General features: G+C 38.4%; 31 protein-coding genes. 18 read left to right on the forward strand and 13 right to left on the reverse strand.

What is annotated here, in order from left to right; all coding sequences use genetic code 11:
* Positions 1-120: 120 nt before the first annotated feature.
* Together B4B65_RS13965 and B4B65_RS13970 are read right to left on the reverse strand one after the other, a co-directional pair.
* Positions 121-783: a hypothetical protein gene (locus tag B4B65_RS13965; RefSeq protein ID WP_293916188.1), complete on the reverse strand. Its 663-nt coding sequence runs from the start codon at positions 781-783 to the stop codon at positions 121-123.
* Positions 784-789: 6 nt separating this feature from the next.
* Complete coding sequence (locus tag B4B65_RS13970; RefSeq protein ID WP_293916189.1) at positions 790-1,290, reverse strand: hypothetical protein; 501 nt, start codon at positions 1,288-1,290, stop codon at positions 790-792.
* A gap of 385 nt (positions 1,291-1,675) precedes the next feature.
* Between B4B65_RS13970 and B4B65_RS13975 the strand changes: the two genes are divergently transcribed.
* The 11 genes from B4B65_RS13975 to B4B65_RS14025 all read left to right on the forward strand — a co-directional run bounded on the left by B4B65_RS13975 (position 1,676) and on the right by B4B65_RS14025 (position 7,632).
* Complete coding sequence (locus B4B65_RS13975; protein WP_293916190.1) at positions 1,676-2,230, forward strand: hypothetical protein; 555 nt, start codon at positions 1,676-1,678, stop codon at positions 2,228-2,230.
* A 132-nt stretch (positions 2,231-2,362) separates the two neighbouring features.
* Positions 2,363-2,800 carry a hypothetical protein gene (locus tag B4B65_RS13980; RefSeq protein WP_293916191.1) on the forward strand — a complete coding sequence of 146 codons (438 nt, stop codon included), beginning with the start codon at positions 2,363-2,365 and terminating at the stop codon, positions 2,798-2,800.
* A 248-nt stretch (positions 2,801-3,048) separates the two neighbouring features.
* Complete coding sequence (locus B4B65_RS13985) at positions 3,049-3,618, forward strand: DUF4256 domain-containing protein (protein WP_293916192.1); 570 nt, start codon at positions 3,049-3,051, stop codon at positions 3,616-3,618.
* A gap of 78 nt (positions 3,619-3,696) precedes the next feature.
* Positions 3,697-4,182 carry a glutathione peroxidase gene (locus B4B65_RS13990; RefSeq protein ID WP_293916193.1) on the forward strand — a complete coding sequence of 162 codons (486 nt, stop codon included), beginning with the start codon at positions 3,697-3,699 and terminating at the stop codon, positions 4,180-4,182.
* Between the two features lie 6 nt (positions 4,183-4,188).
* Positions 4,189-4,482: an SRPBCC family protein gene (locus B4B65_RS13995; RefSeq protein WP_293916194.1), complete on the forward strand. Its 294-nt coding sequence runs from the start codon at positions 4,189-4,191 to the stop codon at positions 4,480-4,482.
* A gap of 21 nt (positions 4,483-4,503) precedes the next feature.
* On the forward strand, positions 4,504-4,659 hold the full coding sequence (locus B4B65_RS14000; protein WP_293916195.1) for a hypothetical protein: 156 nt from the start codon (positions 4,504-4,506) through the stop codon (positions 4,657-4,659).
* A 105-nt stretch (positions 4,660-4,764) separates the two neighbouring features.
* Complete coding sequence (locus B4B65_RS14005; protein WP_293916196.1) at positions 4,765-5,166, forward strand: DoxX-like family protein; 402 nt, start codon at positions 4,765-4,767, stop codon at positions 5,164-5,166.
* A gap of 2 nt (positions 5,167-5,168) precedes the next feature.
* Positions 5,169-5,903, forward strand: coding sequence for a DUF2071 domain-containing protein (locus tag B4B65_RS14010; protein WP_293916197.1), 735 nt, complete (start codon positions 5,169-5,171; stop codon positions 5,901-5,903).
* Positions 5,894-6,646: a class I SAM-dependent methyltransferase gene (locus B4B65_RS14015; RefSeq protein WP_293916198.1), complete on the forward strand. Its 753-nt coding sequence runs from the start codon at positions 5,894-5,896 to the stop codon at positions 6,644-6,646. Before B4B65_RS14010 ends, B4B65_RS14015 begins: the two co-directional genes overlap by 10 nt.
* A complete protein-coding gene (locus B4B65_RS14020) occupies positions 6,630-7,028 on the forward strand; it encodes a hypothetical protein (protein ID WP_293916199.1) in 399 nt (132 codons plus the stop codon). The genes B4B65_RS14015 and B4B65_RS14020 overlap by 17 nt, the downstream gene beginning before the upstream one ends.
* 112 nt (positions 7,029-7,140) lie before the next feature.
* Positions 7,141-7,632, forward strand: a complete 492-nt coding sequence (locus B4B65_RS14025) for a hypothetical protein (protein WP_293916200.1) — start codon at positions 7,141-7,143, stop codon at positions 7,630-7,632.
* Between the two features lie 67 nt (positions 7,633-7,699).
* Here B4B65_RS14025 and B4B65_RS14030 read toward each other — a convergent pair whose 3' ends face one another.
* The 10 genes from B4B65_RS14030 to B4B65_RS14075 form a co-directional block, all read right to left on the reverse strand.
* Positions 7,700-8,404, reverse strand: a complete 705-nt coding sequence (locus B4B65_RS14030; RefSeq protein WP_293916201.1) for a sterol desaturase family protein — start codon at positions 8,402-8,404, stop codon at positions 7,700-7,702.
* A 40-nt stretch (positions 8,405-8,444) separates the two neighbouring features.
* Positions 8,445-8,840 carry a ribonuclease inhibitor gene (locus B4B65_RS14035; protein ID WP_293916202.1) on the reverse strand — a complete coding sequence of 132 codons (396 nt, stop codon included), beginning with the start codon at positions 8,838-8,840 and terminating at the stop codon, positions 8,445-8,447.
* Between the two features lie 47 nt (positions 8,841-8,887).
* On the reverse strand, positions 8,888-9,097 hold the full coding sequence (locus tag B4B65_RS14040) for a helix-turn-helix transcriptional regulator (protein ID WP_201679636.1): 210 nt from the start codon (positions 9,095-9,097) through the stop codon (positions 8,888-8,890).
* A 9-nt stretch (positions 9,098-9,106) separates the two neighbouring features.
* Positions 9,107-9,469 carry a hypothetical protein gene (locus tag B4B65_RS14045; RefSeq protein ID WP_293916203.1) on the reverse strand — a complete coding sequence of 121 codons (363 nt, stop codon included), beginning with the start codon at positions 9,467-9,469 and terminating at the stop codon, positions 9,107-9,109.
* 743 nt (positions 9,470-10,212) lie between these two features.
* Entirely contained in the window at positions 10,213-11,223 is a 1,011-nt protein-coding gene (locus tag B4B65_RS14050; RefSeq protein WP_293916204.1) for an alpha/beta fold hydrolase, read from the reverse strand.
* Between the two features lie 55 nt (positions 11,224-11,278).
* On the reverse strand, positions 11,279-12,625 hold the full coding sequence (locus tag B4B65_RS14055; protein WP_293916205.1) for an ankyrin repeat domain-containing protein: 1,347 nt from the start codon (positions 12,623-12,625) through the stop codon (positions 11,279-11,281).
* A gap of 10 nt (positions 12,626-12,635) precedes the next feature.
* On the reverse strand, positions 12,636-13,832 hold the full coding sequence (locus B4B65_RS14060; RefSeq protein ID WP_293916206.1) for an ankyrin repeat domain-containing protein: 1,197 nt from the start codon (positions 13,830-13,832) through the stop codon (positions 12,636-12,638).
* A 188-nt stretch (positions 13,833-14,020) separates the two neighbouring features.
* Positions 14,021-15,034, reverse strand: coding sequence for a PDDEXK nuclease domain-containing protein (locus B4B65_RS14065; protein ID WP_293916207.1), 1,014 nt, complete (start codon positions 15,032-15,034; stop codon positions 14,021-14,023).
* A gap of 139 nt (positions 15,035-15,173) precedes the next feature.
* Positions 15,174-15,587 (reverse strand): hypothetical protein, encoded by a 414-nt coding sequence (locus B4B65_RS14070; RefSeq protein ID WP_293916208.1) that lies wholly within the window; start codon positions 15,585-15,587, stop codon positions 15,174-15,176.
* Between the two features lie 53 nt (positions 15,588-15,640).
* Positions 15,641-16,651: a LacI family DNA-binding transcriptional regulator gene (locus B4B65_RS14075; RefSeq protein ID WP_293916209.1), complete on the reverse strand. Its 1,011-nt coding sequence runs from the start codon at positions 16,649-16,651 to the stop codon at positions 15,641-15,643.
* 172 nt (positions 16,652-16,823) lie between these two features.
* Between B4B65_RS14075 and B4B65_RS14080 the strand changes: the two genes are divergently transcribed.
* The 6 genes from B4B65_RS14080 (at position 16,824) to B4B65_RS14105 (ending at position 23,147) form a co-directional block, all read left to right on the forward strand.
* Positions 16,824-18,260: a mannitol dehydrogenase family protein gene (locus B4B65_RS14080; RefSeq protein WP_293916210.1), complete on the forward strand. Its 1,437-nt coding sequence runs from the start codon at positions 16,824-16,826 to the stop codon at positions 18,258-18,260.
* A gap of 31 nt (positions 18,261-18,291) precedes the next feature.
* Positions 18,292-19,611, forward strand: a complete 1,320-nt coding sequence (locus B4B65_RS14085; RefSeq protein WP_293916211.1) for an MFS transporter — start codon at positions 18,292-18,294, stop codon at positions 19,609-19,611.
* Positions 19,612-19,668: 57 nt separating this feature from the next.
* Positions 19,669-20,400 carry a hypothetical protein gene (locus B4B65_RS14090; protein ID WP_293916212.1) on the forward strand — a complete coding sequence of 244 codons (732 nt, stop codon included), beginning with the start codon at positions 19,669-19,671 and terminating at the stop codon, positions 20,398-20,400.
* Between the two features lie 162 nt (positions 20,401-20,562).
* A complete protein-coding gene (locus tag B4B65_RS14095; protein WP_293916213.1) occupies positions 20,563-21,486 on the forward strand; it encodes a carbohydrate kinase family protein in 924 nt (307 codons plus the stop codon).
* Between the two features lie 156 nt (positions 21,487-21,642).
* Complete coding sequence (locus B4B65_RS14100) at positions 21,643-22,134, forward strand: MarR family winged helix-turn-helix transcriptional regulator (RefSeq protein ID WP_293916214.1); 492 nt, start codon at positions 21,643-21,645, stop codon at positions 22,132-22,134.
* Positions 22,131-23,147, forward strand: coding sequence for a threonine aldolase family protein (locus tag B4B65_RS14105; RefSeq protein WP_293916215.1), 1,017 nt, complete (start codon positions 22,131-22,133; stop codon positions 23,145-23,147). The genes B4B65_RS14100 and B4B65_RS14105 overlap by 4 nt, the downstream gene beginning before the upstream one ends.
* A gap of 58 nt (positions 23,148-23,205) precedes the next feature.
* Here the strand turns inward: B4B65_RS14105 and B4B65_RS14110 are convergent, their stop codons facing one another.
* Positions 23,206-23,637 (reverse strand): hypothetical protein, encoded by a 432-nt coding sequence (locus B4B65_RS14110; RefSeq protein ID WP_293916216.1) that lies wholly within the window; start codon positions 23,635-23,637, stop codon positions 23,206-23,208.
* Between the two features lie 272 nt (positions 23,638-23,909).
* Here B4B65_RS14110 and B4B65_RS14115 point away from each other — a divergent pair, with 272 nt between their 5' ends.
* Complete coding sequence (locus B4B65_RS14115) at positions 23,910-25,196, forward strand: chloride channel protein (RefSeq protein ID WP_201679650.1); 1,287 nt, start codon at positions 23,910-23,912, stop codon at positions 25,194-25,196.
* The last annotated feature ends 62 nt before the right edge of the window (positions 25,197-25,258 follow it).

Consider the following 25,258-nt stretch of genomic DNA (forward strand, 5'->3'; position numbering starts at 1 on the left):
ATATACCGTAACTTAAATATCGACACCTAATTAAAGGCTACTCTTCTCTAAAATATGTACTTAAAAGGAAAATTTTCCAGCGATAAATAAGAAGTTCTAAAATAGCTTAGGAGTAAACCGTTATTTTAGTTTAGAAAGTTCTGATCGAAGACTGTTTTCCTTTTCTATATTTGGCATGGAAACGATAAGATAAGGCAATTTCATCTTATACAAATCGGGATTCTGCATATAAATCTTAATATGCTTGGATGAAAATTTGCCATTTGAGAAGTAGTATTCAAACTTTTTGATATCATTCAGATATATAAATCCAAAATCTGTTGACCAAACTCCGTTAGCTGCTATTTTTATACTTTTTTGAGGCTTCAGAATATGGTAAATGTAGCCTCCTCCTATTATCAGAAGTACAAATCCGAAAACATACTTTTCCAACAATACAAATACGCCATAAGCCCCGACAAATGTCCCAAAAATCAGAAAAAAATAAAAAGAAGGCCGTTCGTAATATTCATGGTGATAATTGAATTTTTCATTGCTCAATTTTTTTTCATGTATCTGTGAATAATGTTGACGAAAATGCTTCGCACTATCTGCATCCAGCAAATAGGAAACACGTAAAACGATAATAATGGTTGCAATAGCCAGGCACTCCATAGTGACATTCTTGTCAAAACGAAACAAATAAGTAAGCAGAATAAGAAGACCAAATGATATCGCTCCGAATAATAACGGATCAATGATAAGGCGTAGCGTATCTTTATTTAGCTTTACGGTATTACTCATTATTTGTTATTTAGCTTGTAGAGGAACATGTTGTATACCTGCTTTATTCAAAAAAATAATCTGAGATTCCAGACACTTTTTTTGCAAATCTTCCACATCCTTGCTCACCTTATTCATGCGGTCCATCAACTGACTTCTGGCTGCCGTATCAGTATTACTGATATATTCTCCCGTAAGGGCATAATATAATTGTATTTTATCCAGATACAACAATAGCTGCGTATGATATGGCTTTGCTGTTTCACTGATCAGTAATGTATTAATATCCTTTCCGGAAGTGACAGCCAACTCAGATTTACTTTCCAGATCCTTTACATCTTTTAGAATTTGAATATCTGCGGAATTGTCAAAATATCCGCTGGCCAGTTTTTCCTGCACTTCTTCAAATCGCATTTTATTGCTGTAAAACTCAGCAGAAACTTTTTCGTTATAAGCGATTTCCTGCTCATCGGTACACGATAATAAAAATATGAAAAAAGTAAAGCAGGCAATAATTGTATTTTTCATGTGTATGCATTTTTATTTTTAAAGCGGATAAAGATCACCTAACAATGGCAGATATCTGATTTTAATTCAGGCTGGCTATTGTTCTCAGAAAATCACGATAGTTCTGTTTGATTCATCTTCAATGGTGAAATATTGTATCAGCGGTTTGTAATCCTAATCTAAGAAACAAATAAACAGATCATTCATGTATTATAAAACGGAGAATACCTATTCGTAGGATATCAATCCAGATTCGCAACATATGACTTCAGATTCGTCGAACCACATCTTATGCGGTTTATTTACTTCATACAGGCAGGAAAATATTTTGGGATGTAACTTCTGAATACTACTTTAAAACACCTAACTTCACAGCATAATAGTTCGTCTACACAAATAGAAACCGATGAAAAAGATATTGTTTTTAGTTCTGCCCGTCTTATTCGCTTGTCAGAGTAACCGCCCTGCAAATTATCCCTACTCTGAAAAAGAAACAAAAGAATTTCTGGATCAGATCAGCAGCAACGTCATGGCCCTTAATTCTGACAGGACATTAATACATAAAAAGCCTGCTGATGAATTTGATCTTCTGACCTACTACCCGCTCGCCAAAAGTAAAGTTGAGGAATACAATAAGAACGGACATATCGTCAATAAAATGGATGATATTGCAGACTTTGCAACTTATGAAATAAAAGATTATGAACTGATAAACGAGAAAAACGAAAAACTTCAGCTAAAGGATAACAACAGTATTATGCCTTTACAGGATTTTTCACTATGGACATACAACGATGTGCTATGCGGACAATTAGGCGTTTATGTAAAGCTCCATAAAAATTTTGAAACGTTGAAAGGCCATATTACAGTCTTGTTTGCAATGCCCGGAAACCAGACCCGCAAGGTGAAAATTCCGGTGAATATTTCGATCACAGACGAAGATCCGCGACCAGGAATTTAGTTTGCTGTTACAAAAGAAATCCGGCAACAACTAATTGAAATATAGAGAACTGTCTACAAAAATGTTATTGTTTTTTTTGTTAAAATTCATTTTTGTTACCTTCGCAAATAATAAAAAAAGAAAACTAAATACATGTTAAAAAGATTATTTTGGTTGAGTGCCTGCGTAGCAGTACTGACCTGTTTTATTGTATCCTGTGCCAAAGACAGTAGCGATGATCCTATTATTGCAGAGTGGATTGGTGTATCCCAGCAGATCGATACGTTCCAGGATGATAAAATCATAAAAACTGAAGAAGTAAAGATCAATCGTCTGGCTATCGATTTTTATCCTGATGATACGTTTACCTTAAGCGGAAATATCGGACAGGATGCTACTGCAAATAATATTGAAGGTACTTTTGCATTATATGGCTCTAAGATCACTTTTAAATATATGGATAAAAGTCAGAAATCACAGTCCTTCAGTGTTGACTACAGGATGAACGGTGGTCTTTTGGAGATCAAAAGCACAATTGAATCTTCAGGCAATACTAAAAAAGTAAAAACAACAACATTCGGAAAAGCTTAATCAGCTTTCCTGAAAAAAAAATACCTTACCGGCTTTGGGAATCTATTCTGACAGCCGGTAAGATAAAAACTCCTGTTTTGTTGGAAGTGTATATATTCACTTTCTCCTTCCCTAAAATAAATACCTTTTAATTTTATAACTTCTGCAGATCTCTATGTGCTCATTTTTGTTTTTATATCAAAAATGAAGTATTATTATTGTAGTATATTTCGTTAAATATATATCACTGGTATAGTAAGTAGCACAGTATGAAAAAAAGCAACGAACCTGAATTATCCTCAGCACAGCGTCAAGAACTTATTGAGGTATTAAAAACACGCTTTGAAAAACATATTCACCGTCATCCGGATCTGCATTGGGATAAAGTATCAGCCCGTCTGGAAGCTGCACCGGATAAACTCCGGTCGCTCTATGAAATGGAAGAAACGGGTGGTGAGCCGGATGTGGTTAGTTATGATAAGAAATCAGGAGTTTGCACTTTCTTTGACTGTTCTGCTGAAACCCCAAAAGGGCGCAGAAGCCTCAGCTATGACCGGGAAGGACAAGATTCAAGAAAAGAACACAGACCTGAAAATAATGCCATAGATCTGGCTATGGAAATGGGAATTGAGTTGCTGTCTGAAGAACAATACCGTTATTTACAGCAACTCGGCAATTTTGATAACAAAACATCCAGTTGGTTACGTACACCTGAACCGATCCGCAAATTAGGCGGAGCTATATTCGGTGACTTTCGTTACGGACAGGTTTTTATCTATCACAATGGAGCCTCCTCTTATTATGCTGTAAGAGGATTTCGTGGATGGATAGCGATATAACAATATATATAATCCATTTGTAAATAAGGTCAAAACAGATAGAAACAGAATTATAAAAGACTTACATAAACATTCCTAATGGAAAAACCATTTTATCAGTTGACAGCCCTTACTCCCCAGGGGAAGGTCATTCCGATGTCCGATTATAAAGGCAAAGTAGTATTGATTGTCAATACAGCCACAAAATGCGGATTAGCTCCTCAGTTTGAGGGTCTGGAAGAGCTTCATAAAAAATACAGCGCGCAAGGACTTATTCTATTAGGGTTTCCATGCGATCAGTTTGCCGGGCAGGAACCAGAAAGTAACGAGACTATAGAGCAGGTATGTATGGTCAATCATGGCGTCACCTTTCAATTGCTTGCAAAATGCGATGTCAATGGTGCTGATACGCATCCGATATTCAGATATCTTAAAAAACAACTTTCCGGTTTTATCAGTAACCGTGTCAAATGGAACTTTACCAAATTTGTGATTGACAAAAACGGTCAGCCTTTTAAACGATATGCGCCTACCACAAAACCAAAAGCACTCGAAAAAGACATTATCAAATTACTTCAATCCTAATAGAGTATGCCAACTATCCGGATTGAAACATTGATCAAAGCCCCCATAGAACGTGTATTTGATCTCAGCAGAAGTATCGATATCCATCAGTTTTCTACACGTCAAACAAATGAAAAAGCTATTGCTGGCAGATTATCCGGATTGATAGAACTTCACGAAACCGTGACCTGGCGCGCCAGACACTTTGGTATCTATCAAAAGTTAAGTGTAGCCATCACTGCATTTGACAGGCCTCATATGTTTGAAGATAAAATGCTGAAAGGTGCATTTAAGAGTATGGAACATGTACATCTGTTTTAACAGCATACAGATGGAACCCTGATGATAGATAAATTTACTTTCGAAGCCCCCTTAGGTCTGCTGGGACGAATAGCAGAGAAAACATTCCTGAGAGCCTATATGGCTGATTTTCTGAAGAAAAGAAATGAAGCTATAAAATCCATAGCTGAAGGAGAACAATGGAGACACTTCGTCTGATTATAATACGAATTTGCATCCCTTATCAGCGAAATAGTTTATAGCCGGGAATATTTGTATTTTTATAGCATCCGGTAATAAAATATTCATATTCTGAACACCTGTATGGCCAGTCAACTAAACAATCGCAATCCGGTTCGTTTTGAAAACCTGATCATCAGCCTGGTCTGGCTGATCAATGGTTTATTCTGTAAAGTTCTTGACTTTGAACCACGGCATCAGCAGATTGTCGGGACAATACTGGGGCAGGAGCATGCCAGAGCCTTAACACTACTGATCGGGCTGGCCGAAATTCTAATGGCTGCATGGATTTTGACAGGATTTAAATCCAGATTTAATGCTATTACACAGATTGTCGTGGTGATCATGATGAATATAATAGAATTTGTAGTCGTACCTGACCTTCTTTTATGGGGTAGGCTTAATCTCGTATTTGCCGTCCTATTTGCAGGATTCATATACTATACTGAATTTGTACGCTATAAAAAAGCAGGACCGCAAATCTGAATATGGAATTTTTAAAAAATCATCCCTTCGCAGTTGAAGCATTTTTTGACAGTTCAATTGTCCTTACTTTTGCTTTGCCTAAACAACAGCTTCAGAAATTCATACCCGATTGTCTGGAATTAGATCTTTTTGAAGATAAATGGGCTTTTATAGCTGTAGCATTGGTACAGACGTCTTCCCTGAGGCCCAAAGGATTTCCGTCTTTTATGGGGCACGATTTTTTTCTCATCGGCTACCGGATCTTCGTTCGCTACAGCAATGCAAATGGAAAAAAATACAGAGGGCTCTATATTTTAAAATCTGAAACGGATAAAAAGAAAATGGAATACCTGGGAAATATTTTCACGCATTACAATTACTCCACTACAGATATTTTAAAGAAAAATACAGATGATTGTACTTCTGTAAGTTCAAAAAAGTCCGGTTTCGAAATTCAGATCACCAGATCAGAAGAGGACATTCAGATCCCGGAAGGATCCATATTTTCGGACTGGAAAGATGCACGGAAATTTGCAGGTCCACTTCCCTTTACATTTTCATACAATTCAGCAAATAAAAAGGTATTGATCATAGAAGGTGTTCGTCAAAACTGGAAACCTTCACCTATACAGATAAAAGCTTACCATTTTGATTTTTTCGAACATTTAAATTTGGATACGCCTGTTTTATCCAGCGCTTTTGAAATAAAAAATGTTCCTTATCACTGGAAGAAAGGAAGAACAGAGTCATGGCATTAAAGCGAAAACCTTTTGAGGGAGTAGGGAATATTATCCGGTTTAACTGGCATTTTTATGTCATTGCTCTACTGATTTTATTTGTTTCTCTCTTCTTTCACTCCTATCTTCCAATTCATTTGCAATTCGTTCTTATCACAGGAACTGTGATAGCAGGGATAATCATTCTCATTTCCCTGATAGTTTCTTATTATATCTATGATTTATCGGATCTGTATCAGTTGAGCTGGGTTGGTAAAATAGATCATAAAAATGTATTGAATATCAATGCCGGATTTGATGAAACGAGCAGGATCTTAAAAAGCATCTCATCGGATATTCATCTTACGATATGTGATTTTTATGATCCGGAAAAGCATACCGAAATATCCATAAAAAGAGCCCGGAAGATATACCCGTCAAAGGATGCTGTTTGCGTACAGACAACCCAGCTACCCTTTGAAAATAACAGGTTCGATATCTGTCTCGCGATACTTTCAGCACATGAAATCAGAAATCAGGAGGAGCGTATCTTATTTTTCAGAGAGCTGAACCGTGTGACCAAGTCAGACGGGCAGATCATGATAACCGAGCACTTGCGGGATAGCCATAATTTTTTAGCTTATACTATTGGATTTCTGCATTTTTACTCCAAAAAAGATTGGATGTATGTCTTTCAGCAGGCTGGTCTTCTGTTAAAAGAAGAGATTAAAGTAACCCCATTTGTGAGTACATTTATATTAGAAAAAAATGGAATTACAACTTAAAATCATAGGCATACTGTTGATCCTTCTGGCAGGAATCCATATTATATTTCCGAGGTATTTCAATTGGAAACAGGAACTTAAATCCTTGAATCTTATCAACAGACAGATGATGTCTATTCATACCCTGTTTATTGCGATTGGCGTTTTCCTCATGGGTTTACTATGCTATACATCTCCTGTTGAATTAGTCCATACAGCGTTGGGAAGAAAAATATGTCTGGGTCTCGGAATATTCTGGTTTGTGAGATTAATCGTTCAGTTTTCAGGATATTCAACAGAGTTATGGAAAGGGAAGAAATTTGAAACAACTATACATATTACCTTCTGTCTGTTATGGATCTATTTGAGTGCTGTATTTTTAGGCATATACTTTCTATCTTAATCAAAAAGAAACCAAAAGGCTCGAATAACGTTTCTCTTTTATAGAATTTATGTAATTTAGAGAATTATAATTCGCATATAGCTGTGTATTATCTGCCAGAAAAAGAAAAACTATGAATAAATTTATTTTGTGTATGATCGGGAGCACCTTGTTTTTAATGAGTTGCAGAGACATCGGTAAAAATAAGGTAAGCAACGAAACCAAGGTTGTAGAAGAGCCTACTAAAGTTACCAAAACGTACTTTCTGAATCATGATATCAGAAATATAGATTATGAAATATTTGTGAATGATTCTTTACTGGCACAATCGCATGGTGGTGACGGTATTCCTGCACCATATGAGCTTACCGCTTATCTGAAGGATTCAGGTAAACAGCAGATTCGGGTAAAAGTCATTGCTGACGGAGAAATGAATAAAGCTATAACCCCTGAAATAATCAAAGAAATAAACAAAAATCTCGGGGTGTATCTTCTGGAAGGCAAAGATTATGGAAATGCAAAAGAGATAAAACACCTTTCCTTTCCTGAGACAAATTCGAATCTTCCGCACTATGAATATACCTGGGATTTTGAAGTCGGAGACTCACCTAACATCCCACTTTAGAAGGAAGGTTAAATCCGGACGCTATGAATCTTTTTAGATCTGTTTTCTGAATTCCACTACTGCAAAATTATGAGTTCTTTTTATTAACAGCATAAGTGCGGAAAAGTCTGTCCCAGATACTGGTGTAAAAACCAAAATTACATTTCACATCCCGATGATGTGCATGGTGAAAATCTGCAGTCCCCAGATAACTCCATATACCTTTAGCGGGCACATTATTATTGCTTCCCAAATGTCCTACGATACCAAATATTACATTAAGAATCAGATAAATACTGATTGCCCAGATATTAAATGTTCCGCACAAAAGCAGTAGCAGCCACATTACTCCAAATGCAACTGTTTCTAAAGGGTGAAGCACAAAAAGATCTATAGGATTGGGATCAACGGATTCGTGATGTAATGTATGAATATACGTATACATAAATGAGTAATGGATAGCCAGATGGAAAATATACATAAGAAGATCCATAGCAAAAAACAGAATAAGCAGATCTGTGAACGCATAAAAAGACCATCCGAATGCTATCTCAATCCAGCCTTTCTCCCAAAATACAAATCCAGCTAATGTCACAACGGTATTAATGAGAACAGTACCGGCTGCAATTCCTTTATCTCGTTTTGAAATCTGCTTGGTATGTTCTGCTCGATTTCGCAACAGATAATATCCAAACAAAAGCCCGAGTAAAAAAACAAGAATATTTTGCACCAGAAAGATCAGAAACTGTACAAAAGGATTTAATCGGGAAATGGATATTAATAATTCCTCCATACTCAAACTTAACAAATTATTTATAATTTATCCGGACCTTCTAAGCCTTCATCTCTAAAGAAATATCCGGATGGTCAGCTATAATCTCCAGCAGAATATCAAAATAAGTCTGTCCTTTTCCCTCACGCAGTTCAGCGAGTTTATGTTCGAAAAAACTGGTATTAAAGACCGGACCAGCATCTATTTTTTGTTGATAATAGGCCCTTGTTGCATCATATCCAAGGGCAGCCTTGCTTTTGTCAATTCCCGTCCAGATTAATCTGGGGTGCTCCAGTTTATGCAGAATACCAAATCCACCATACAGTAAATCATTAAAAGCATCCAGACTACAGGCTATTTTCCAATCTTCACCCGCCATAAAAACACGATTGATCTCTTCATAAAAAGAACAGATATCGTGAATGTTATTACCATCGATCATCACCGTATTTTTCATAAGCTACTTGTTGATTTTATATACTTGCCCAAACGGACAGAAATTCATTACTTTATCCAGTCCGATTCTTCCAGATTAAAAATACTTTCAACCGGGATTTCAAAAACTGAGGAAATCTTCAATGCCAGTAACGTTGAGGGAACATATTTTCCTATTTCAATGGAATTTATAGTCTGACGGGATACTTCTACAAGCGCTGCCAACTCCGCCTGTGTCATATTTCGTCTGGCTCTTTCTACCTTTAATGTATTGGTCATTTATATTCTTTATTTCCCGAAATACAGCCTGATGTAATATGTGATCAGCGCTATACCAAATGTTAAAATAATAAAGTGATCTACTTCTGTAATCTGTATGCCCATCATGCCATGCGAAAACAAATTGGAAGTTATTAATTTGATCGTATATGCAAGTATAAATGCAATGTAGAGTGAAGAAGTTTTCAGGCTCGATGTCCGTTCATCTTCTACCCTGTTCTTTGAAATATAGAGGGTGAACAATCCGATCATAAGTGGTGTACTTGCTTCCGGTCTCCTGTCAAATATAAAGATTAATGCTCCGATTACGGTTACAACAATACCGATATACTTCTGAAAGGTGAAAAGTCCGGGTGATGAAATAGCTTTCATAATTCTAATGTTTACAAAACAAAGGTAAGCATACTTTTCAAAATGTCAAGTATACTTTACATATTTTATCTAAATCTATTTTGTAAAGGCACTAGCAATAGGCTTGTGCCTTTACAAAATGGATAAGACCTAATGTGTTATGCAGTTGGTGAGGACACCAACTGACGCAATGGTTAAATCAGGATATTTTCTCTCCTTTTTTAAGGAGAGATGCCCGCAGGGCAGAGAGGTTAAAGACTATAAGATAAAACAAATTTATATAAATAGTTAGCGGGGACAACAACAATTGTCGACACAGACACAAGCAATAGGCTTGCCCCAGAAAAAATGAATAAGATCTAATGTGTTATGTAGTTGGTGAGGACACCAACTGACGCAATGGTTAAACCAGGATATTTTCTCTCCTTTTTAAGGAGAGGTGCCCGCAGGGCAGAGAGGTTAAAGACTATAAGATAAAAACGAACCTATATAATAACTAGTGAGGACATCAACAATTGCATATACAGGCACAAGCAATAGGCTTGCGCCAGAAAAAAGTGTATAAGATCTAATCTGTTATACAGTTGGTGTCCCCACCAACTGACGCAATGGTTAAACCAGGAAATTTTCTCTCCTTTTCAAGGAGAGATGCCCGCAGGGCAGAGAGGTTTATATTGATATTCTAGTACTGCCGTTTTAATCCCATGATGAGCTGATCACTTAAAAGAACTTGTCTACCGGGCAGGTCCCGCATTCGTAGCAGACTAATTACCAGCCTGATTAGCCAAAAAAGTTTTCAAAGGATTTATAAACCTGTCAAATACTTCAATATGTGGCAGATGGCCTACATTATCCAGTTCAACCAATTGTGATCCATTAATTTTCTGCTGTGTCTCTTTACCCAAAAACTGATAAAGCCCCATTTTTTCTCTTACTGCTGAATCTTTCACTTTATTTTTACCGATTGCAGTTCGGTCTCTCGTACCGATAATCAGTAAGGTTGGTGTTTTAATGTTACCGAATTCATAGACTACCGGCTGCGTAAATATCATATCCGAAGTCTGTGCATTATTCATAGCGACTATAGGATAATCCGGAGATTTGACCCATCCTGTCAGCAAATACACCCATTCATCATATTCTGCTTTCCATTTATTATCATAATAGAAGCCTGACTGATAATTTCGGGTTGTTTCATAGTCAGCTTTCAGTTCATTCTGATAATTTTCATCAATCGTAGTATAGGGTGCCACTAATTTCCAGTCTTCCAGTCCGATTGGATTTTCAAGAATTAGCTTTTCAACCATATCCGGATACATCAAGGTAAACCTTGCTGCCAGCATGCCCCCCATTGAGTGCCCTAACAAATAAATCTGGTTCACTTTTAACTTTTCAAGCAATAGTTTTGTATTGCAGGCCAGTTGCTGAAAGGTAAACTGATAACCCACCGGCTTAGAAGACTTTCCAAATCCTATCTGATCCGGCACAATAACACGGTATCCTTCTTTTACCAGTGATTCAACTGTAGTTTTCCAATACGCTCCGTTAAAGTTCTTGCCATGCAGAAGCATGACCGCTTTACCATTTGATTGTGAGGGTTGCACATCCATATAGGCCATGCGGATCTCCTGCCCCTGACTTTTAAAATTCAGGTATTGAACCTCATAAGGATAAGAATAATTAGTCAGCATGATATCCAGTACAGGACGTTTGTTTTGTGCCTGAGCTGTTCCGCAAAACAGGAGTATGTAAATCAAAATATGTCCGTATCTCATCGTGTTTATTATTTTTTTGATGATCTTTTTTTCCTTTCCAGATCCTGATTATTTGTTAGGCTTGCAGAATTTTGCTTTTTTCCTGTTCAAATTCTTCTTTGGAAATAATTCCCGCATCCAGCAAATCCTTCAGATCAAACAGAGCTTGTTTTTTCTGTGCCATATCCATTGCCGGTTTTTCCTCTCTTGATACCTCTTTAACCGGAGAAACTGCACCTGACACGACCGGATCAGGTGCCGCACCATATTCAATCAGTAAGGCTGTAATTTCATTAAATCCCTGCATATTAGAATAATCTATGGCCTTTTGCTCCAGTACGTTAGTAATATCAGGAGAACTGCCATTAGAAAGCAAAAACCGAACAGCATCCTTCTTACCATAGGAAGCAGCATAGTGCAATGCTGTATTACCGGAGGCATCCTGCTTATCAATCTGTGCACCACTGTCAATTAATACTTTCATCAATGACAGATAGCCCGACTTTGCAGCGGTCTGCAATAATGTTTCTCCTGCATAATGAGGTTCATACCCCAGAATAAATGTGCGTGTTCCCGTACGTGCTATAAGTTTTTGGATATACTGTCCATCTTTTCCGTCAAACGAGTCTACCGGCCTTGCATAGTCCGGAGAGAGACCTTTGGAAATAAAGAGAGATAAAAGTTCTTTCTGGTTACTGCCACATACATACCAGACAGGTGATACGCCATCTGCGGATTCTGTAAAAATATCAGCTCCGGTCTCGACCAGCTTCTGCGCAATAATACGGTTACCTAGTTTAGTGGCGATAAGCAACGGACTTTCACTCTGATCATTCAGCAAATTAACGGTAGCTCCATTATCCAGAAGCATATTTACAATAGGAACAGAACTTCTGCTTACGGCTGTATTAAGTGCTGTATTTCCATTTTTATCAGTCAGATCTACATTTGCTCCATTATGAAGCAGCACCTGTACAACGGGCGGAAATTTACCTTGTACCGCCAGCAATAACGGTGTTTCTGCCTGATTATTGAGTGAGTTGACATCCAGGCCTTCTTGCAGAAGTTTTTCTACAATCTCCTGCTGTCCGCTGCTCGCAGCTACATGAAGTAAACTGTTACCTTGAAAATCATTGATTTGCAGATTAGCTCCCTGTTCGATCAGATATAAGGCAGTCTGCTTTTGCTTTTGAAGGATAGCGAAGAAAACGGGAGTTTCTCCATTATGTTCCTCATAGCTGATATCCGCTCCGGCACTGATCAATTGTTTTACCAGGTCCAGATACCCCCGATGGGCAGCATAATGCAGTGCTGTACGTCCCATTTCATCCGTGTATCGGACATCCACCTGTTGTTTTTCCAATAATATCTCAGCGATCTTACGTTTGCCGTCTTCACAGGCTTTTATAAATGATTGTGACATGGATTTATTTCTACTGATTTAATAAAAGTTCTACCGTTTTGGTTTTAAGATTATCCTCCATCGCATAATCTACCGCTTTTTTATCTGCTGTATTTTCGACATTCGGATCTGTCCCTGCCTTCAGCAAAAGTTTGACCTTACGGTAAAGGTCCTTAGCTGCCTTTTCCTCATAATTTACATTGAACCGGCAAACTTTATGAAGGAGTGTATTTCCTTCATTATCCTGATAGTCTATCCGGAAATATCCTTTCTCCAGCAAACGCTCCATTACTTCAAAGGGTTTTTCGGCAATCCAGTCCAGTCCGGATTTCTCTGCGCTATAGTACTGACTTGTCATCTCGGGATCTGCACCATTCTCAAGAAACAATTCAAGTATCTCAAAATCATCTTCATTCCCATTCAACATAGCCCGGAGAAATGCATTCAGGAGATTTTCATTTTGCTTAGTCAGCATATGCCAGTCAGGAGTCTGGTATTCCAACAGAAGCTTTACCATATCTTTATTATGCAGATGTACCGCAGCATGATAAAATGCATTTTCACCTTTCCAATCCTGTACGGAGGGGTCTGCACCATTTTCAAGCAACAAAGTAAGAAGGGAAATATTTCCGGTAGAAACTGCCCTGCACAAAGGCGTTCTGTTTTCTACGTTTGCAGCATCCACTTCTACTCCATTTTGAAGCAGCCAGGCAACGATTTCAGGCGCATTTTTAACATTCATAGGCGATACGCTGCAGGCATGATATAACAGAGACTGGTCGTATTTATCTTTCTGATGAATATCTGCTCCACATGCTACAAGTTTTTGCAGGGATCCAAGGGGAGCTCCGATACCCAATGCATACTGAAGCAATGTTACTCCGCTGACTTCTTCATCTATATCATCTATTTTATTCAATAACTGCGGCAACCAGTCCAGATAGGCAGATAAAGCTTGCTGATCTGTAATGCCGGGATGAATAAGTACTTCTATCACGCTGCCATTGAAACGATCGTACTCATAAAGATCTGTTTCAATCAGTCCTTTATCAATCAGTGCATTCAGAATCTGATAATTTTCCTTTTGGATGAACTGTCTGACAGAAGATTTGAGTTTATAATCATCAAAATTTTTCTTTCCGTCCAGTAGATTGATCAGATCGCTGATCAACTTATCATCACCGTTATAAGACGCCTTTTCAAGGGCTGTCAGTTCCTCATTCGTCATGTCTGTTATTTTATTTATAAACGTCTGAAATCTGTAGTATATTTTCCTTTATTACGATCTCTTTTATCTAAAAATACAACTTATGATACGTAATGTTACCCGATCAGGCTATTATCTGTTCAAAATCACTGGTTTCAGCTAGTAATCGTCCAACAGAACCACAGCTATCTTATACCTAATGATATTCCTTAATCACCTTCCGCTTTCTCTTTAAAACTCTCCAATTCTTTGTTCATTTCGTCCAGCAATTGCTGAGCAGTAGGCAAATAAAGATTATACTGACTGGCTATAATCTGCTTTTGTCCTTCAGGTAAAGTAAATTTGACAACGGCGTCATTTTTATTGGCACATAACAGTATACCTATTGTGGGGTTTTCGTGGTCAAGTTTTTCAATTCGATCATAGTAATTTACATACATCTGTAACTGACCTATATCCTGATGAGTAAGTTTGGTTGTTTTAATCTCGACAATTACAAAACACTGTAAAAGCCTGTTGTAAAAGACAAGGTCCAGGAAAAATTCATCCCCTTCGATGTGTATACGCTTTTGCCTCGCCACAAATGAAAAACCATTTCCCAGCTCCAATAAAAACTCCTGTAAATGTGTGAGAATGGCTGTCTCCAGATCTCTTTCATAATAGGCATTTTCTCTCTTCAGACCCAGAAATTCCAGAATCATAGGGTCTTTTATAATCTGACTCGCGTCAGAAGGGAGCTTTTCTTTTTTAGCGACTGCCAGCACACTCTCCCTGTCATTGCTCATCAACAGCCGCTCATACAGATTACTGTATATCTGCCGCTCTAACTGACGGACAGTCCAGTTATTTTTTATAGTTTCGGCAATATAAAACTCCCGTTGATCCGCATTATCCAATCGGATAACTAACTTATACTGACTCCAGCTTAATTGCGAATACAGTGTATTCGCAATTGGAAACACTCTGTAAAATTGCCGGAACAACTCAATCTGTCTTTTCGAAAATCCACTCCCGAATTCTGGTTCAAGTTCTTGTGCTATATACTCAGTAAGGTATTTGCCGTAGTCCGCCCGCTCTTTACCTTCCTGTTCTTCTTCAAAAATACGTTGTCCGATATTCCAGTACATCAGCGTACGCTGATGATCAACAGCACGTATTGCACTATCTTTTGCATGAGATATAATTGCTTTAATATCAGTTATTACGGAGTAATGTGTTGCCATAATTTAGTCGATTATTATCAACCCCCGGCCAAAATAAATGACAGATGGATGAATAACAAAAATACTAAAAATATTAGCAAATTAAAAAAGAAAAAATAAGATTGCTGTCAACATATAACCAGCGGCCTAAGAATCATATCTACATAAAACTGAGGATAATTCCTTTGAAACCAGACAATACATCCCATATCTTCCGGTTACTATCAACTTCACTTTCGCCACAATCTATGACATCTCCCCTCTTAATAACAAAATCTGCAACATCTTCTATGAGTCTGAGTTGGACCAGATTTTTGATTGCACCGGCAATATGACTTGCAAATACATGTCCCCATATCTCGATAATCATAGAATCATCTGTAATAAGGAGCTCCTTATTTATTAATTCAAAATAATCCTTCTTAATATGCCTGACCAGAACTGCAGATCTGTTATCTATATCCTCAGAGAGGTATTTTTTAAGATCAGCAGGCCCCTTGATACTGATCAGCTGATTTGTAAAATGCACGGGTATTTTACAGCCCATCAACTCATAAACTTTTTCTGTTTGCATCCACTCCGGTTTAAAAGATTATTTATCAGATTATTCTTATTGTACACAGCTGGTTATCCCAATGTAGATGCCCTGTAGATCAATTCCGCATCCATCACCATAGTTTGGCATTCACTTGCATTATCTTTGATCTTATCCAACAGCAAACGGGCTGCTGCCTCTCCCATTTTTGTCAGCGGCTGTTCCACACTACTCAATTGCGGATGTACAATGGTCGCCAGTTCTGTTCCTGAAAAGCTGGCAATAGCAACCTGCCCGGGAATACTTATACCCTGCTCCAGGAGGTAATTCATCGCCCCGATAGCCAGTGTATCTGTAAAAGCGAAAATACCATCAAATTTAATGTTTTTAATCAGAAGTTGCTTTGCCACGTTCCTGCCATGTTCAAATGTTGCGCCATCTGTCTTGACTAATAATTCGGGATCAAAAATACCATGTTTGGTTAATATGCGTTCATAACCCAATGCTCTTTCTGTGGCATTCCGAATGGAAGAAGGTCCTTTGATATGTACGATTCTTTTACGTCCGGTATCAATAAGATGTTCGACCATAAGGGAAGCCTTGATATGATCGTTGACCATTACTCTGGAGGCCTTCAATGATTTGGCAGGTATTCTGTCAAAAAAGACAAGAGCTGTTCCTCTATTTATAATCTGCTGATAAAGATCGATATTATAGGTTTCATGGCAAAGATTGATAATGATACCATCCACATTGAATTCTTCCAGCATCAACAGATTTTTGCGTTCTATCTCCGGATTTTCATCAGACTGCATGATAATAATTCTATATCCCAGAGGATACAGAATACTTTGAATACCCTGTAACACCTTTGCTGAAAAAGGCGTAGTCATCTCCGGAACAAGAAAACCAATACTTTTGGATTGCCCATACTTCAGATTCAGCGCAGTAGGATTCGGTTTATAGCCCATCTTTTCTGCCATCTCCAATACCTTTTGTTTGGTTTCGGGATGGATATTTTTATCATTCACCAATGCTCTGGATATAGTAGAGGTGGACAAAGACAAGTATTTGGAAAGATCTTTAATGGTGATACGCTTCATAACAGCATGTATTTTTTCAAAGTTAAGAAAAACAAGCATTTCTGGGATCGTTCCCACAACTTTGGGAACGATCCCAGAAATAATTTACTGACACACATGCTATTCCAAGATCCCTATTCCTATAAATTTGGTTAACCAATTCGCATTTTATTTAAACCAAAAATAATGTAATATGAAGGTACATACATATAATTATGACCGTAATACGATACAGTCAGGAATTCTGCATATTGGAGTGGGCAACTTTCACCGGGCTCATCAGGCATTCTATACAGATCAGCTTCTTGGTGACGAAGATCAACGTCAATGGGGAATATGCGGGGCTTGTCTGCTTCCGGCAGATGAGAAACTCGTCAGAAACCTGCGGTCACAACAGTTGGATTACACCCTTACAGTTTGCGGAAGAGACAGCGAACATGAAATCTACAGGATAGGTTCTCTTTCTGAATTATTTTGGGCAGGAGAAGATCAGCAGGAGCTTCTGCAAAAAATTGCGGATAGTGCCATCCGGATCATCACGCTTACGATTACGGAAGGTGGTTATAACCTGGATAAAGTCACAAATGAATTTATGCTGGACGATGAAAGAATAAAATATGATCTGAATCATCCGGCCAATCCGTCCACCGTTTTTGGTTTTATAGCAGAAGGTCTCCGTCAACGTAAAGTAAAAGGTAACGGAGGTGTAACGATTCTTTCCTGTGATAATCTGCAGCACAATGGGAATACAGCCAGGCGTGCATTTAGTACTTTCATTGCAGCTCAGGATCCCGAACTCGCAGAATGGATGGAAACAAATGTCACTTTCCCCAATAGTATGGTAGACCGTATCACACCGGCGACAACAAAAGAGGATATAGAGCGCCTGAACAGCAAAAGCGGTATTGATGATAAAGCACCTATTTACTGCGAAGATTTTATCCAATGGGTAATTGAAGATAATTTCATTGCCGGAAGACCAGCCTGGGAGCGTGTCGGCGTAGAGTTTACGGATGATGTAAGCACCTATGAAAACATGAAACTCAGCTTACTGAATGCTTCTCACACCTTGCTCTCCTACCCTTCTTTTCTGATCGGATACCGCAAAGTGGATGAAGCCATGCAGGATAAAGAAATTGTGAAATTTGTCCGTGATTTTATGGATACAGATATCACACCTCATGTGCCGGCACCGGTTGGAATTGATCTGAAAGAATATAAACAAACACTGCTGGAAAGATTTGCTAATCCGGCAGTGAGTGATCAGATCAGCAGACTATGTTTTGATGGCATCTCCAAATTTCCGGTATACATCATGCCTAATCTTATTAAAATGATTAAAGATGATCAGGAACTGAGTCGTGTTGCCTTTTTAATTGCCTCTTACAGGCATTACCTCAAATATCAGACGGATGACAACCAACAGCCGTTTGAAATAGCTGAGCCCTGGCTTACCGCTGAAGATCGCGAGCGAACAGACAGTCCTGATCCGGTTGATTTTCTCCGGATATCTGCTTTTCGCAGCACGGATCTGACTACAGTATCTTCTTTTGTAAATCTCTATTCCGGATTTACTGATAGTATCCTGAAAAAAGGTGTGAAAGCCGTATTACAATCAATTTTGGACTAATATTCTAACCAGATATAAACATTAAAAAATTATGGAAACAAAACTTCGTAATAGCATATTGCCTTTTGCTATTGTAACCTTTATATATTTTATAGTCGGTTTTCTGACTACGGTAAATGAGCAATTACAAGCTCCCTTGAAATTTACCTTTCTGGCGGAAGCAGGTAGTCTGAAAAACACCTTCACAACTTTAATTTCATTCTTCTTTTTTTTAGGATATCTGCTCAACGGTACCCTGGCCAGTAAATGGGTAAATGCCTCAGGTTACAAAAATACATTACTTCGCGGACTGGTATTTATGATTTCGGGACTGCTGATGTACTTATGCTCTTCCTGGTTCGGTTATCAGTATCCTCATCTTGCCTTGCATTTTGCGGACGCAGCATTGCCTTATGGTTTTATAATATTTATTATAGGTTCCTATCTGATGGGAACTTCTGCCGCAGTTATACAAGTTGTTGTGAATCCTTATGTCGCTTCATATGAACTGCCGGGGACACAAGCTGTGCAACGATTGAATATTACAACAGCGATCAATTCGATCGGAACGACCTCAGCTCCATTTTTTGTAACTGTAGTCATGTTTAGCGGAATATCAATCGCCAACATCGAGATAAAACAATTGCTGATGCCCATACTGGCTTTGATAGGCTGTGTGATAGTTGTTACACTTGTCACCCGTAAACTGCACCTTCCGGATATTGAGAATACACGAGCAGCATCCGGTGAAAAACTGGAGAGAAGTATCTGGTCCTTCCGGCACTTTGCCTTAGGTGTCATGGCTATCTTTTTTTATGTGGGGACAGAAGTCGCCATTGGAGCAAATATCAATTTACATGCATTTGAACTTATGGAATCCGGACAGCCGATGAGTTTTTTTGGTAAGACAGATATTATTATCGGAGGGGTTGATCTGGGAATACATGCGTTGCTCTCCACATTATACTGGGGTGGATTTCTGGTCGGAAGAGCAATTTCCAGTTTTTTTACCAATATATCAGCAAAAACACAATTAACCGTCACGACAATATTAGCTACCCTACTTGCCATTATTGCTATGATCACACAAAATCTGTGGTTTTTGGTTGCTATCGGACTGCTGCATTCTACTATGTGGAGCTGTATTTTTTCATTGTCCATAAAAGGACTTAACAAATATACTTCCAAAGCTTCCGGTGTATTTATCTCAGCCGTATTTGGCGGAGCTGTCTTTACTCTTATTCAGGGAGGACTGGCTGATATGCTCGGGTCCTGGAGATGGACATGGTCTATCACGGTTATTTGCGAACTCCTTATGCTTTCGTATGCCTTATTCGGTTCACGAATCAGACCAAAAGATATAGTAAATTAATATTTATAAACCTCAGCTCACGCTATAGCGCAATACATTCTTAATAATCCATTCAAAATGGTCAGATATAAATTATTGATATTGTTTTCAATGATCTTTGGAAACATATGCCTGTACGCACAGGAAATACATTCTGCTTTACAATTGCGAAACAGTCATCTCTGGCGGGGAATAGAGGTGGCTACAGGTCTGGTCTATACCGGAGATATCCATGTAGATTATAAAAATTTTTATGGCGGATTCTGGGCAGGAGGTGACGCAGACGGATCTTACAAAGAATTTAATAATTATATCGGCTATAAAAGCAAGCATATCACAGTAGAGTTATGGGACATTTATAATTTCTCTCCGGCTGCCACTTATAACAACAAGGAGTTTTTTAATTATACGGCTGATGAAACCGGAAGGTTTTGGGATTTTCGTTCCTATTATACGATAAGTGATCATCTTCCTTTGGTATTGAGTTGGAATACTGTAGTCTTTGGCCGTGACCGAAACAGCAGCAATACTGCGAATAAGTATTCCAGTTTTGTATCCGGAGAATATCCTGTTTTCAAAAAAGATGATCTGGAATTGCGTGCCAGATTAGGTTATAGCTTTGCATTGCATACTGCCGGAGAAAAAAACAATTTCTTCTCTAAAGAAGCTGGTTTTAATGAATTGAGCCTTATGCTTTCCAAACCTTTTAAGATCGGAGACTATCAGTTTCCTCTGGGTTTGTGGGGAATGTGGAATCCGGTAGATAACCGTGCCTTATTACAATTTTCAGTGCAGGTTTATTCTTTCTGAGAATATGCAGCACTTAATTAAGGTGACCATATCGTAAATTATGTAAATTAGGGAAACAATAAACATACATCTTAAATACTGATGATGTATCATCGGTATAGCGGACATAAAAGTATGGTCATACTTATTCACGGTATACGATACTAAATACTACAAATAACCATGATGGATAATAAAATAAAAATAGCCTGCTTTGGGGAGGTTTTATGGGATATTTTCCCTGAAGGTCAGCGAAGAATCGGAGGAGCACCTTTTAATGTGGCTTATCATCTCTATAAAATGGGTGTTGACGTAACGATGATCAGCAGTATAGGAGAAGATAATCTGGGTGAAGAAATTATACAGCAACTCAACGATTGGAATATGCATACAGATGGTATTCAGGTCAGCGATATCCATCCTACGAGTACAGTAATTGCTTCATTAGATGAAAATAATGAGGCGCATTATGAGATTGTACAGGGCGTTGCATGGGATTTTATCAGCAGCAGAGCCACAGACAAAGAATTACTTGCTCAGACAGATGCATTTGTTTTTGGTACTCTTGCTGCCCGCGAACAACAATCCAGAAATACGTTATTCGAATTACTGGAAGCAAGCAAATACAATGTATTTGACATCAATCTGAGACCGCCATATTACGATGTAAGACTCATTAAAGAATTATTACATAAAACACAGTTAGCCAAATTCAACAAAGCAGAACTCCGTATGATGCTGGATTTTCTGGGCAAGACTTACGAAGATGAGAAAGATAGCATCAATTATCTTCAGGATATATTCGGCATGAATGAAATTATTGTCTCTAAAGGCAGTAAAGGAGCATTATATGCTTCTAAAGGTGATTTTTATTTATACCCGACAGTAGCAGTGGAAGTCAAAGACACCGTAGGTAGCGGAGATTCATTTTTAGCAGGTTTCTTATCCAAAAGACTGGAACATGGAGCTTCTCCACATGAAATCATGCATCAGGCCGTATCATTAGGTGCATTTATTACCTCACAAGAAGGAGCTTGTCCTGAGTACGCTTTTGAAAAATATAAGCAATTCAGAGATAGTCATCAGGTAACAGCTATTCCGTTGTAGTCTCTTCTTAACTATTAAGTATCTAAGAATACTTAGAAAAAGTCAAGAGTATTAAATCACTAAAATCTCAAAAAAAATTTGAATATATGTATTCAACTACGTAGTTTTGTATATTAATAAATTTCGCATTAATCCACTGACATTAAAAAAGATACAATGAACATAATAGACAGTCTGGGAATACTGGCTTTATCAACTCGTTTACAACGTCTGAGTGAACAATTACGCAAAGAAGGAACATTATTATATAAAGAATTTGATATTGATTTTGAACCAAAATGGTTCCCGGTCATGTATACCTTATTTCACAAAGGTACCTTAAGTGTGGTAGAGATCGCCAGTGAAATCAGTTACACCCACCCTTCTACTATTAATCTGCTGAAAGAGCTGGAGACTCAAAAACTGATCCGATCTAAAAAAGACAAGATTGATGAACGCAAGCGCCTGTTGCAACTCACAGCTAAAGGTGCTGCATTAATTGCAGAAATGAAACCCGTATGGGACCTCATGACTACCGTGCTGACAGAAATAACCAATAATCAAAATAATTTGCTTCAGGCTATACAGGAAACCGAGCAACGAATAGCAGAGCAAAGTTTTATGCAACGTGCTATGGTGCTCAAGAACAAATCAAATACAACATTATGAGAATAGATTTAAGAAGTGATACCGTTACTTTGCCTACGGCAGGTATGAGGGAAGCTATGGAAAATGCCGCACTCGGAGACGATGTCTACGGTGAAGATCCCAGTGTGAACCAACTGGAGAAAAAAGTTGCAGCAATGTTTGGAATGGAAGCCGCGCTATTCTGTCCGACAGGTACTATGACGAACCAACTTGCCATACGGGTACATACACAACCCGGAGATGAAGTCATCTGTGATAAGTTATCACACATCTATCTGTATGAGGGCGGAGGTATAGCACTGAATGCCTTTGCTTCGGTCAGAACATTAGATGGTGACCGTGGCAGGATCACGGCACAGATGGTTGAAGATGCTGTCAATAACCCAAACGATGTCCATCAGCCGATAACGAGTCTGGTATCCTTAGAAAACACCGTTAATAAAGGTGGAGGAAGTATTTACGATTTTGAGGAAATAAAAAGAATAAAAGAAGTCTGTGTCCGCAAGGGACTTATCTTACATCTGGACGGAGCCCGGTTGTTTAATGCATTGGTGGAAACAGATCAACAACCTGAAGATTACGGACAAGTGTTTGACAGTATATCCATCTGTTTATCCAAAGGTCTTGGTTGCCCGATAGGTTCGTTGTTAATAGGCACCTCTACTGTGATCGCAAGAGCCAAACGTTTCCGAAAAGTAATGGGTGGCGGATGGAGACAGGCCGGAGGACTCGCTGCAGCAGGAAGTTATGCGTTAGATCATCACATTGCTCTGCTTAAAGAAGATCACCGCAGAGCGAAAGAAATTGGCCGTATCCTCTCTCAGAATTCATACGTTAAGAATGTATATCCTGTAGAAACAAATATTGTGCTGGCTGAATTATCTGAAGTAATGGAATCGGTGGATTTTGTTGCGAAACTAAAAGATCTCGATGTACACTGTGTGTCGTTCGGTAAATATCTGGTCAGATTTGTGACACATCTGGATTTCACAGATCAGCATCTGGAATTACTGGAAGAGAAATTGAAATTCTGATAAACGAGACAGACCGGACCTACAATCCCTTGTCCGGTCTCTTCCTATTCTTTAATGCTTAATGGTCGGGATAAAAAACAAAACGGGGACTTTCAAAACTGATAGATTCAGGGGCAAAATAGAAAACACCCAGATATAGCAATTCCATACCAGTACCCTGAATAAGAGAATCTCCTTTGTGTAGCAGAATAAAAGGTCTTATCTTCATTTCTTTCCAGCCGTACTGTTTATAACGATAATCTCCCATTAAGGTATCATTAAGAACCTTGCCTTTTACTTCACCGGAGTCAATTGCATTGCCTGGAAAAACTATACGGTATTTGCCATGGAATGTTTTTTCTCCGAGTCTTAAATTCATATATGCTTTAACATTCTTATGCGTAGCGGTATAGTTCCTGTATTCTTCTTTTGGAATATCAGATTGACAGGCTACTGTCAGTAAGGCGAAAAGCATATAAAAAGATAGAGTAAGGACGGTTGTTTTCTTCATATTATACTTGTTATATTATTGGCATGTCTGTCTTAATAGGTTAGCATTCGTTATGATCATTTTCAGAACGGATATATGTTGTTACTAACAGGATGATAGAAAACGGGGAATTCCATAGAAATACATTCAAAAACCTGCCTGTATACTACAGCACTACTTACATAGAAAAATTGAAGAATAAAGGGTGATCCATAAAACAACATTTGGATTCGGATAATTTATCTGATAAATTTGTAGTCTCTCCCCCGCTTTCTGAGGATAAAATAAAAAAAATGAGAACAAAAATTGTATTGTATAACTCCCTCAAACTTATTGTTGCATCTCTGTTTGTTGGTCTTGCCAGCGCTCTTTTGGCTGATTCCTTAAAACATCTGACGGAAACTTACCAGCATAAAATATTTCAAAAAACGGGACAGATCTCTCCTTTCCTGTATATTATACTACCCTCAATCGGCATAACAATTATCTATTTTCTGCGAAAATATGCGTTCAAAAAAAGGCAGAATAAGGGTATAAAAGAAATCTACACAACATTAGAGACACGCAAAGATCATCTTCCTCTGTTCAAGATCCCTTCTCATTACTTTAATGGCTTCCTTACGGTTATATTCGGCGGTTCTACCGGAATCGAAGTATCTACAGTGGTGGCGACAGCCACAGTTGGAAATGCAATTCATAAAAAAAGTAAAGTAGCATTTGCCTATAAAAATGAACTGATCTGTGCAGGAGTAGCCGCTGGAGTAGCCACCTTATTCGGCAGTCCGGTTGCCGGCTGGTTGTTTGCAATGGAAGTAATCGCACGCAAAGTCAGCAGATCCATTTTAATCAGTTGCACAAGTTCAGTATTGATCGCAAGTCTGTTTATCTATCTAATTGACAATAAACGACTGCTCCCCTATACCGTAGAGACCTGGAACTGGGCAGCTCTGCCTTATATTATCGGAGTCGGAATCTTAGGCGCAATACTGGCACTTTATTTTACAAAGATTGTCATACATGCAAAGAAGCTGTTCGGAGGTATCCGTAACAATTTTTTAAGAGTAAATCTGGGTGCTGTTACAGTCGGCATTCTGATTTTCTTTCTCCCCTATTTATATGGAGACAGCTATCATGGTCTTCATGAGATTATTAAAATGGGTACACAGCAATCATTCACAATTCCGTTCGGAATCACAGTGCTGCTTTTAGTTATTCTAAAACCTCTTGCCGCCTCTCTCACATTAGGTGCAGGCGGGGACGGTGGAGTATTTGCGCCAAGCATAGTCGCAGGAGCTTTTTTAGGTGTCCTCGTTGCACAATTGTGCAATACCTATCTGGGAACCGAACTTATTGTGTTGAATTTTGCACTTTTCGGAGCAGCAGCTACTTTATCAGCGGCTATTCACGCTCCGCTGACAGCTCTGTTTTTAATCTGCAGCATTGTCCCCGGAGGCTATTTACTCTTCATTCCAATGGCGGTCACAAGCTTTACAGCTAAGTACCTTGCCAAATGGTGCTATCCATTCAATGTATATACGTATAAGGAAACAAAATTAGCAGGAACAGCTCTTAATAAATAGAACAGTTGTCATTACCCCTTTTCAGATAACTGTTTAATCTTCGTATATTAGCGTTGTAAAAG

Source organism: Sphingobacterium sp. UBA5789 (genome assembly GCF_002418355.1).
Lineage (GTDB): Bacteria > Bacteroidota > Bacteroidia > Sphingobacteriales > Sphingobacteriaceae > Sphingobacterium.